Consider the following 10544-nt stretch of genomic DNA (forward strand, 5'->3'; position numbering starts at 1 on the left):
AAAAAATGAATGTGCGGTGATTTATTTTTGAAATTCTTGAAATTATATCAAAAATTTAGAGTTTTGACGGAGAGACTATATAGTTTAGCTAATGGCTAATTGCACTAATTGCAGTTTTCACCTAAAAACTCAACCAAAATCTGATTTTGAATTCCATTATCTTCATTTGCGGTCGTAAACCATGCCCCGTATTTAACTTCTTCTTCGAATTCTAGATCTTTATGGGCAAAATTTGAAACCCTATGCAATTCAACTTTAGAATCGTTTATTGCAACTGAGTTATTGTATGATGTTCTTAACTTCATTGTTAGTGGTGTACATGCAGGAGCATTATCTCCAAGTGCTTTAAGTAGGTCTAAATAATTTTCTTGAGTAAATTCAATATTTTTCATAAATATACCTAAAAATTTTTAGTTTATTTATCTCCAATATATAAAAATAGATTCTATTCCTTCTATTCCTTCTATTCCTTCTATTCCTTCTATTCCTATATATAACAATGATAATTTATTATTATATATAAAGTCAATAACTTGTAATTAATACAAAACAACCTTAACATTATATAATGTTATCAACCATTTTTAGTCATGTGCAAATTCTATTTTGCGCATAAAATAATGACCCAGATAACAAAACGGTGTATCTAGCAAAGCAGCCAATATTTTAAACGATAAACTGCCGTATATAACTATAAAAAACTGCCCTACTGGAATAATTGAAAAAATCGATAAAATGGAAACAACTGTTATGGTATCGACAAATTGGCCAACTATGGTGCTGACATTATTCCTTATCCACAAATGCTTACCATTAGTCAAAGTTTTTACGTGTGAAAAAATATGTATATCAATAAGTTGTCCGATATAGTTAGCAATAATTGAAGCAAAGGATGCTACCCCATATGCATTAAATACTTGATGAAAAGTACCATCGTCTACTATTGACCAATCTGTTGCAGGTAATAGGTCAGCGACTGTAATTAGGCAAAGCACAACAAGGCTACAAATCACCCCAGTCTTTATCATCAGCTCAGCATTTTTCTTACCATAAAATTCTGTTACCAGATCTGATATTAAAAACGTAAGCGGGTATAAAAATACACCAACAGAAATTTCAAAACTTTGAGCAAATAAATCGAGAATGATAAATTTTTGAAATATCAGATTTCCAGTTACAATCACAGTACAAAAAATGCTACACAATATTACGTATAGCTTCATCGAAGTAGACATATAGCTTATCCAGTTTAATTTGGTACATAAATATTACAAGGCGCTCCGCTATGCTCACTTATTTATATACTCTGCTCAGCATCGCTTTGGAATTAACATACCTAAATTAGCGTGGCTTTGCTATAATAAACAAACCTATTTTTCTAAGTTATCTTTTATAGCTTCAACCTCAAGCCACTCTATCATCTTCTGATCTAACTCTTCTTTTGCTTTTAACAAGTTATCTGTAAGCTTGTTGAATTTGTCATTATTTAACATATATAAGTCATGCTCAAATAATTCAGACTCAAGCTCGGTTATTTTTTTTTCCAATTGGTCAATCTCGAGTGGCAAGGACTCAAGTAATCTCACATATTTATAGCTTAGTTTTTGCTGTTTTGGCGCCGTTTCTGGAATATTTTCAATAATTTTTTTCTTGACGTGTTTTTCTACCTTTACGTCTTTTTTATGATAAGTTAAATAATCAGTATAACCACCATAAAGATCAACAATTTCTTCACCGGTAAAGACTAATGTCCTCGTAACTAAACGCTCAAGAAAATCCCTATCATGACTAACTATAATTAGCGTTCCAGTATAATCCGCCAAAATTTCAAGCAACATTTCAAGAGAATCCATATCCAAATCATTTGTCGGCTCATCAAGTATCAAAAAATTTCCTGGGCTTATCAAAGCCTTTGCCAAAAGTAGTCTATTGGCTTCTCCACCTGAAAGTGTAGAGACCTTATCCTCAAGAATCTTAGGGTCGAACATAAATTGCTTTAAATAACCAGCTACGTGCATAGTTCGGTCTTTAAGAAATATTTGGTCTCCACCAGTTGGGCATAAGGTCTGTTTCAAACTATGAGTTGGATTGAGCTCTGACCTATATTGATCAAAATAAGTAATCTCAAGATTAGTCCCATGCTTAACTTTACCAAGCTCTGGCTCTATATCCTTGATAAGTATTTTAATAAACGTTGATTTACCAATACCGTTTGGGCCAATTACACCTATTTTTTCACCTTTTTTAACCTTAAAAGTAAAATTATCAAACAGCTTTTTACCAGGAAAATTATAAGAAATATTCTCAGCTTCAATAATAAATTTAGTTTTTTGCATTTCTTCGGCAAGCTCTATCTGGAGTCTAGCCTTTGCGCTCTGCAAATGAGATTGATGAGATTTGTATGACTCTCTCAGACGGTGTAAATTGGCCAATCTTTTTTGATTTCGCTTTCTTCTGCCGGTAACTCCAGCATTAAGCCACCCCTTCTCTACTTCAAGCTTTCTATTCATCTTTCGCAAAGTTGCTTCTTCACTTTCAATGATTTCTTCTCTCCACTGGTCATAGTACTTAAATCCTTTAGAAGACTTACGCAATACGCCCCGGTCAATCCACCAGATTTTATTACTTATGTTCTCCTGAAAGGTACGATCATGGCTTATACAAATAACAGCTCCATTATAATTATTTATATAACCTTCTAGCCACTCGATTGCTAAAATATCAAGATGATTTGTCGGCTCGTCGAGTAGTAAAATATCAGGACTGTTAATAAGTGCTTTAGCTAGGCAAACTCTTCTAATTTGCCCACCAGAACAATTTTCCAACTCAGCATTACCATCGATTTCAAGTTGCTTTAAAATAATATCAGCTTGGTATTTATTATTATCATGTTCATCTTTAAACGATGATAATACAAAATCATAAATCTTACCCTTTGGTAGCAATTTCATATCTTGCTTTAAATAACCAATTTTAATCGCTGGATCTTGAAATAACTCTCCCGTATCAAGCTCATACTCGCCATCAATAATTTTCATCAAGCTCGATTTACCACAACCATTTCGGCCGACTAAGCAAATGCGATCACCTCTTGAGACATAAAGTTCAAGCTCTGATAAGATTTTTTTATCAGCAAAACTCAGGTTGCCTTCTTTAATATAAAAAATTGGTACCATCTTTGGTTATTTGGTATAAAAATTGTTTTGTAGGGGATATAATAAACCAAAATTCCTTGAAAACTATATTTATTTAAACTGCTTTATGCCAAAACAAATTCAGACGTTTCAACAAAGACAAACTCTGACGATGACGACCACGATGCATCAGAGCATATCTATTTTACAAATGTCTAATTTAGAGCTGACTGAATTTGCTGCCCAAGAACTCGGTAAAAATCCTTTTATAGAGGATGGGAACATTACCATAGAGGGGCATAAAAAGAATCAAAATAAAGATAAAAGCCTTCAGCCATATCAATCTAATCATAGTAGCTCAGGAAGTAGTTATTCAAGCCAGGATTTCTTATCGAATATTGCTAGTGAAAAATCTTTGAAAGAGCATGTAACCGAGCAGATTAACCTATCTTTCGATGATCCAAAAGAAAAACTAATCGCGTATTTTCTTCTCGATTCCCTGCATGGTAGCGGATATCTTGGAATCACTGTTCCAGAAGCAGCCACAATTCTCAAATGTGAAGAAAAATTGGTCTTGAGCGTTTTGCATGAACTACAAACTTTTGATCCACCAGGAATTTTTGCCAGAGATTTACGTGAGTGTTTGTTGATCCAACTTAAAGATCAAGACAATATTGATCATTCACTACTTACTATGGTAAAAAACATTGATTTAATCGCCAGCGGTAATCTCAAGAAATTATCCAAACTTTGTGACGTTAATATTGGTAATATTGGCAACATGATTAAACAAATCAAGTTGCTGAACCCTAAACCTGCAAACGGTTTTTATATAGAACAAACCAGCTATAAGATTCCAGACGTAATCTTAACTTTTGACGAAAGAGGCCTTGCAAAGCTTGAAACAAATTCCGAGTCAATGCCTAAACTTCGCGTGAATAATGATTATTATGCAATTGTAAAAGACAGTATTAGTAATAAAGAGGAAAAAGAATTTGCTCGAGCTGAAATTGAAGCCGCTAATACCATTGTCAAAAGTATAGAACAGCGAAGTAATACGATCTTGCGCGTGGCAGGGTCAATTGTTGAAGAACAAATTGATTTCTTCACCCGCGGGGTTATGTATTTAAAACCAATGACTCTCAATAACATAGCATCCCTAACTGGTTTTAATGAAAGCACTATCAGCCGCTCTACTGCTAATAAATACATTTCAACTCCTAGTGGAATTTATGAACTAAAATATTTTTTCTCCTCCAGCTTAGGTACTATGAGAACCTCTGGCGATAATATCTCAAGTACAAAAGCTAAGGAAATTATAAAACAGCTCATTATGAGCGAAGACTCTGATCATATTCTTTCTGATGATGATATATCAAATGAACTTTCCAAGTTTAATATCAGCATTGCAAGACGTACTGTAGCTAAATACAGAGAAGCTATAGGTATCCCGACCTCATCTACTCGCAAAAAAACTAGATCCATGTCTGGCGGTGAGTGATATAGTAAATCCCATTGAATTAAGGCGTTGCCCCATAATTAATAATATTTTTTTAAGTTGAATTAGGCGATTAAATCCCCTCGTAACGAAAAGAACTTGCTCGATATGCGCAAAAAGCCATCCTGAACGTGTTTTGGCCAAGAAGCCTGGTCTCTTGGCTAGCAATCTCAGGCGGAGCAATCCGTTAGACTGAAATTGCTTCAGATCCAAGGCAATGAAAAATTAAGATCCTGGATCAAGTCCGGGATGACTTGCACTTTACTATAATGCTTAACTTGTTTGCGAATCCATTTCTAGAGCCTGGAAATAGCTGGCCAAGCTTAGGATAGTTTTTGTATTGCTTCGAAATACCGACATAATTTATTCATAAATTACCTTTCTCTTGGTAATTTTATACTTTATTTTTCACTCAACACAATATCTGTCCCTATGCAAAAAAAACATACTTGCCTTAATCCCATTTCACACTACTGATTTTACTTATTGAAGAAGATCAAGACACAGTACCGACCAACTATATATAGTGTGTCAAGCAAAAAAACATACTATATATATAAATTTACTCTTGAAGTAAACGTTCAAGCAAACTATCATTGGCTTCCAGAAGCATAACAAATTAACCTGACTGGCGAGGAAACAAAAAATATGTCTAACGCTAAAAAAACTAAGTACACAATCAAAATTGATAAAAGTAGAAATGATTTACTTACTGATTTTGGCAAAGCCGTCCTAAAAGATAGATATCTACTAAAAAATGAGGATAACCAAGATTTATTTGCCAGGGTCGCTTCGTATTACGGCAATAACGAAGACCACGCCAACAGAATGTATGACTATATAAGCAAGCTTTGGTTTATGCCGGCTACACCAATATTAAGCAATGGTGGTACGGATCGTGGCTTACCTATTTCCTGCTTCTTAAATGAAACCGGTGATAGCCTAGAAAGTATAGTTAATTTGTGGAACGAGAATGTTTGGCTAGCAGCTCGTGGCGGTGGGATAGGTAGCTACTGGGGTAACGTACGTTCAATTAACGAAGCCGTCCATGGCAATGGAAAAACCTCAGGGATCATACCTTTTTTAAAAGTACAAGATTCAATGACGCTTGCTATATCTCAAGGCTCACTTAGGCGTGGAAGCTCTGCAGTATACCTACCAATTGACCATCCAGAAATTGAAGAGTTTATAGATTTAAGACGCCCTACTGGTGGCGACGTAAACAGACGAGCTCTTAATATTCATCACGGTGTGGTAATACCTGACGCATTCATGATTGCTGTAGAAAACAATGAAAAGTGGGAGCTAATTAGCCCCTTAACGAAGAAAGCCATAGGATCAGTAAACGCAAGAGACTTATGGATTAGGCTACTTACTACCAGAATTGAAACAGGTGAACCATATCTATTATTTATTGACACGGTAAACAGACATATACCAGAACATCATAAAAAATTAGGTTTGAAGGTTAAAACTTCAAACTTATGCTCTGAGATCACTCTGCCTACTGGTATAGACCATCTTGGTAAAGAAAGAACGGCAGTATGCTGTTTGTCATCTGTAAATCTTGAATATTATCAAGAGTGGCAGAATGATAGCAATTTTATTCCTGATGTAATGAGCTTTTTGGATAATGTTCTGCAAGACTTTATTGATATGGCACCAGAAACTATGTCTAGGGCAAAATATGCAGCCACAAGGGAGCGTAGCATTGGACTTGGTGTAATGGGATTGCATTCATTCCTTCAAGCACAAAATGTCCCAATTGAATCTGTAATGTCCAAAGTATGGAACAATAAAATATTTGAACATATAAGCAAAGAAGCTGATAAAGCCTCAATAATGCTTGCAGAAGAACGTGGAGCTTGCCCTGATGCGGCTGAAGTTGGAGTAAACGAAAGATTTAGTAACAAAACCTCAATCGCACCTACAGCTTCAATTTCAATTATTTGCGGTAATTCATCTCCAGGAATTGAACCATTTGCAGCTAATAGCTTTACCCAAAAGACACTCTCTGGTTCCTTTACAGTAAAAAACAAAAACTTAGTTAAGCTGCTGGAGAAAAAAGGCTTTAATAATGATCAAGTTTGGTCGTCAATTTCGACTCATGAAGGTTCTGTGCAGCATTTAAGCTTCTTAAGTGACCATGAAAAAGATATATTTAAAACCGCCTATGAGATAGATCAAAACTGGCTAATTGAACTTGCCGCAGATCGCACTCCTCATATCTCTCAGGCTCAGTCATTGAATATTTTTCTACCTGGAAATGTGAGTAAGCAATATTTGCATGAAATACATTTTAAAGCCTGGAAGAAAGGGGTTAAAAGTGCCTATTATGCAAGATCTACCTCTATCCAAAGAGCGGATAAAGTATCACATACTGTAACACAAGCTCAGGAAATGATTGATCTTGAAAAGAGTAATAAGATAAAATCTGAACATACAATAGAAAAAGTAGATAACGATTACGACGAATGTCTATCTTGTCAATAAATAATATTAAGGAGTATCAAACAAATGTCTTTATTAGATGCAAAACCTATCTACAAACCATTTTCATATCCTTGGGCTTATGAAGCATGGCACACACAACAAAAAATTCATTGGTTGCCAGAAGAAGTTCCTCTAGCAGATGATGTTAAGGATTGGAAATATAACTTAACAGCGGGAGAGAAGCATTTGCTAACTCAAATCTTCCGTTTCTTCACTCAAGCAGACATTGAAGTAAATAATTGCTATATGAAGCATTATTCTCAAGTATTTAAGCCTACAGAAGTGCAAATGATGTTATCGGCATTTTCAAATATGGAAACGATTCATATCGCTGCCTATTCTCATCTCCTTGATACTGTTGGCATGGATGAAGGAGAATATAGCGCTTTCATGAAGTACAAAGAGATGAAAGATAAATATGATTACATGCAAAAATTTGGTGTTGAAACAAAAGAAGATATTGCAACCACGCTTGCAGTGTTTGGAGCGTTCACTGAAGGTCTACAACTTTTTGCTTCTTTTGCAATTTTACTCAATTTCCCAAGATTCAATAAAATGAAAGGTATGGGACAAATTGTAACTTGGTCAGTAAGAGATGAAACACTTCATACAAATTCAATTATTCGTTTGTTCAAAACATTCGTTCAAGAAAATCCAGAAGTATGGAATGAAAAACTCAGAAGCCGTTTATACGAAGCCTGCGCAACAATCGTACACTTCGAAGATGCATTTATTGAGCTTGCATTTGAAGTTGGTGGTATCGAAGGGCTAACAGCCCGTGAAGTTCGCCAGTATATCAGATATATAGCAGATCGAAGATTAATGCAGCTTGGCCTGAAGGAAATTTATCTAGTTGATAATAACCCTCTGCCTTGGTTAGATGAGATACTAAATGGTGTTGAACATACTAATTTCTTTGAAAACAGAGTTACAGAATATACAAAAGCAGCAACAACTGGCTCCTGGGAAGATGTTTTTAATAAAATGGACAAGAAAAAAGTAGTAAAAGGTAAAGATAGTGTTGTTTCTGCTGAGTAATTAAAACTTGTGTAAAATTAAGGCAATAATTTATATTTACAAAATCAAGTTATTGCCTCATGCTTAATTTGTTGAGTTACTTTAATCTAAATGATAAGAGGGAAAAATGTCAAAAAAACAAGATAAACAAGATAGTGTTACAAACACTAATACAACTAAAGATTTGTTTATAAAAAATATTGTACCTTTTATAAAAAGCTCTATAGAATCAGCTGGCGGACTGGAAAACTTTCTAGCAACTTATCCACAGCTTGCTTCACACGTAAAACAAACTTCACAAAATCCAACTTCTATAAACTGGCTAAGGAATAATTCTCCTTTTAATATTACAGAAATAAATAACTCGTTTGCTAAATTGAACAATATATGTGAGGAACAACAATTAAACGGAGAGACCTGTTCAGAAGATGATAATTTAGATTCTTACTAAACTTTTTTTCTTCATTTCTTATTAAGAACTAAGACCTAGAATAAGAGGCAATAATTTATATTTACAAAGATAAGTTATTGCTTCATCCTTAATTTATGTAGTTGTGTTATATTTAGTCTAAGCGACAAGGGGGAAAAATGTCAAAAAATAATAAAATCACTAATTATCCTGATCCTATATTTTTTCAACAGGTTTTTGCTCCTTTAGTGCAAGAATGGATTGATAAGAATGGGGGGCTAGAAAATGCGTTAAAGCACAACCCATTACTTGCTCAATTTACCTTAAGCGCCCTAAGTGATTCAAAAGAAGAAGCTGTAAATTGGCTTGCTAACAATTTTTCTTTTTCGCAGTCAGCTTTAAATACATCGTTTAATAAAATAGAACAGGCCTGTAATCCAAATTCTACTGACTTAGCTGGCGATGTACCTAATAAAGAAGATGAAATTGATTAAAAACAAGTACACAGCTTATTTTAAATCCTTTTTGTATTGTAGCTAATTGACCAAGAAAATAAATTATGTTAAAAGCTTTTCATCGACTTCAAATTATTATCAAAAGATAATCGAGAGCCGGTGCCCCAGAAACACTATATCAACTTAATATGCCCAAGAACAATATATTAAAAGAACCTTCATTAAAACTGGGAACCGCCATCTCATCTGAAGATATTGACCCTTATTTAGACTTGGAATTAGAAATTCACAAGCTCAAAAAAAAGTTAAATGCCGTAATCCTTGCACATTACTATCAGGATTCTGAAATACAAGATATTGCAGATTTTATCGGAGACTCTCTGGAACTATCAAGAAAAGCTTCTGAAACTAATGCTGACGTCATTGTCTTTTGTGGTGTTAAATTTATGGCAGAATCTGCTTTGATATTAAACCCAGGTAAAAAGGTTTTACTGCCAGATTTAAATGCCGGGTGTTCATTAGAAGAATCATGCACCCCATCCCAATTTAAAAAATTTAAGATGGAGCATCCAAATCACATTTGTGTAACTTATATTAATTGCTCAGCTGAAATAAAAGCATTATCTGACATCATTGTCACATCATCAAATGCAGAAAAAATTATTAACTCTATTCCAACGGATAAAGAAATTTTATTTGCACCAGATAAGCATTTGGGGAATTATTTGATTCGTAAAACTGGTAGAATGATGACCCTGTGGAATGGAACATGTATTGTTCATGAGAACTTTTCCGAACGTGAATTAATACGCTTAAAAACTACTCATCCTATGGCCAGAATTATTGCCCATCCTGAGTGCCCTGCTTCATTACTTGAATATGCAAATCACATTGGCTCAACCTCTTCTCTTCTACAGTATGTAAAAGAGAATATAGGGCAAGAATTTATTGTTTTAACCGAGCCAGGGATAATTCACCAAATGCATAAAATTGCTCCAACGAGCACATTTTATGATGTTCCATCTTTGAATAAAGCTGGTTGTTCTTCATGTAGTGAATGTCCGTATATGCGATTAAACTCATTGGAAAAAATATATTTATGTATGGTAAATAAAGCGCCCGAAATCCAACTTCCATCATCAGTTTTACTCAAAGCTAAATTAGCACTAGATAGGATGTTGGTAGGAAAGTTTATATGACTTTCATTTCCTAACGTGAACTATGAATAAGGAGTAGAATCATATGGTTTTATACTGAGGCTCGCTGTACGCACCGTCATCCTAAATTTACTTCAGGATCTCATGAGATAGGAGAAGATTACTTGGTCGAAGAGACATGCGAAGCCCACGGAGCTCACCATGACGGCAGATAAGAAGATACCGGAGCAAGCCCGGTATGACTATATTTTTTGCCGGACATAACTAAATCTAATATTTATCTTATCCATAGTTGGGGTTAATTAGTCTCTCCGTCAAAACTCTAAATTTTTGATATAATTTCAAGAATTTCAAAAATAAATCACCGCACATTCATTTTTT

At 34.5% G+C, this 10544-nt stretch carries 9 protein-coding genes; 6 read left to right on the plus strand and 3 right to left on the minus strand.

Going from position 1 to position 10544, the window contains the following annotated elements; translation table 11 throughout:
* Window positions 1-104: 104 nt before the first annotated feature.
* The 3 genes from Megvenef_RS04490 to abc-f form a co-directional block, all read right to left on the minus strand.
* Complete coding sequence (locus Megvenef_RS04490; RefSeq protein WP_322776793.1) at window positions 105-392, minus strand: hypothetical protein; 288 nt, start codon at window positions 390-392, stop codon at window positions 105-107.
* A 192-nt stretch (window positions 393-584) separates the two neighbouring features.
* Window positions 585-1235, minus strand: coding sequence for a queuosine precursor transporter (locus tag Megvenef_RS04495; protein WP_322776794.1), 651 nt, complete (start codon window positions 1233-1235; stop codon window positions 585-587).
* A 135-nt stretch (window positions 1236-1370) separates the two neighbouring features.
* Complete coding sequence (gene abc-f, locus Megvenef_RS04500) at window positions 1371-3176, minus strand: ribosomal protection-like ABC-F family protein (protein WP_322776795.1); 1806 nt, start codon at window positions 3174-3176, stop codon at window positions 1371-1373.
* An 85-nt stretch (window positions 3177-3261) separates the two neighbouring features.
* Between abc-f and rpoN the strand changes: the two genes are divergently transcribed.
* The 6 genes from rpoN to nadA all read left to right on the plus strand — a co-directional run bounded on the left by rpoN (window position 3262) and on the right by nadA (window position 10205).
* Window positions 3262-4635 carry an RNA polymerase factor sigma-54 gene (rpoN, locus tag Megvenef_RS04505; RefSeq protein ID WP_322776796.1) on the plus strand — a complete coding sequence of 458 codons (1374 nt, stop codon included), beginning with the start codon at window positions 3262-3264 and terminating at the stop codon, window positions 4633-4635.
* 645 nt (window positions 4636-5280) lie between these two features.
* Entirely contained in the window at window positions 5281-7125 is a 1845-nt protein-coding gene (locus Megvenef_RS04510; RefSeq protein WP_322776797.1) for a ribonucleoside-diphosphate reductase subunit alpha, read from the plus strand.
* 24 nt (window positions 7126-7149) lie between these two features.
* The gene (locus Megvenef_RS04515; RefSeq protein WP_322776798.1) at window positions 7150-8163 is read left to right on the plus strand and encodes a ribonucleotide-diphosphate reductase subunit beta; all 1014 of its coding nucleotides are present in this window, start codon (window positions 7150-7152) and stop codon (window positions 8161-8163) included.
* Window positions 8164-8269: 106 nt separating this feature from the next.
* Window positions 8270-8593, plus strand: coding sequence for a hypothetical protein (locus Megvenef_RS04520; protein WP_322776799.1), 324 nt, complete (start codon window positions 8270-8272; stop codon window positions 8591-8593).
* 137 nt (window positions 8594-8730) lie between these two features.
* Window positions 8731-9045 carry a hypothetical protein gene (locus Megvenef_RS04525; protein ID WP_322776800.1) on the plus strand — a complete coding sequence of 105 codons (315 nt, stop codon included), beginning with the start codon at window positions 8731-8733 and terminating at the stop codon, window positions 9043-9045.
* A 149-nt stretch (window positions 9046-9194) separates the two neighbouring features.
* Window positions 9195-10205, plus strand: a complete 1011-nt coding sequence (gene nadA / locus Megvenef_RS04530; protein WP_322776801.1) for a quinolinate synthase NadA — start codon at window positions 9195-9197, stop codon at window positions 10203-10205.
* Window positions 10206-10544 lie beyond the last annotated feature (339 nt).

This window comes from Candidatus Megaera venefica (assembly GCF_034554655.1).
GTDB classification, from domain to species: Bacteria; Pseudomonadota; Alphaproteobacteria; order Rickettsiales; family Rickettsiaceae; genus Megaera_A; species Megaera_A venefica.

Coding starts and splice junctions, on each gene's coding strand:
- Megvenef_RS04490 (WP_322776793.1), bottom strand. CDS start 392: ATGAAAAATATTGAATTTACTCAAGAAAATTATTTAGACCTACTTAAA.
- Megvenef_RS04495 (WP_322776794.1), bottom strand. CDS start 1,235: ATGTCTACTTCGATGAAGCTATACGTAATATTGTGTAGCATTTTTTGT.
- abc-f (WP_322776795.1), bottom strand. CDS start 3,176: ATGGTACCAATTTTTTATATTAAAGAAGGCAACCTGAGTTTTGCTGAT.
- rpoN (WP_322776796.1), top strand. CDS start 3,262: ATGCCAAAACAAATTCAGACGTTTCAACAAAGACAAACTCTGACGATG.
- Megvenef_RS04510 (WP_322776797.1), top strand. CDS start 5,281: ATGTCTAACGCTAAAAAAACTAAGTACACAATCAAAATTGATAAAAGT.
- Megvenef_RS04515 (WP_322776798.1), top strand. CDS start 7,150: ATGTCTTTATTAGATGCAAAACCTATCTACAAACCATTTTCATATCCT.
- Megvenef_RS04520 (WP_322776799.1), top strand. CDS start 8,270: ATGTCAAAAAAACAAGATAAACAAGATAGTGTTACAAACACTAATACA.
- Megvenef_RS04525 (WP_322776800.1), top strand. CDS start 8,731: ATGTCAAAAAATAATAAAATCACTAATTATCCTGATCCTATATTTTTT.
- nadA (WP_322776801.1), top strand. CDS start 9,195: ATGCCCAAGAACAATATATTAAAAGAACCTTCATTAAAACTGGGAACC.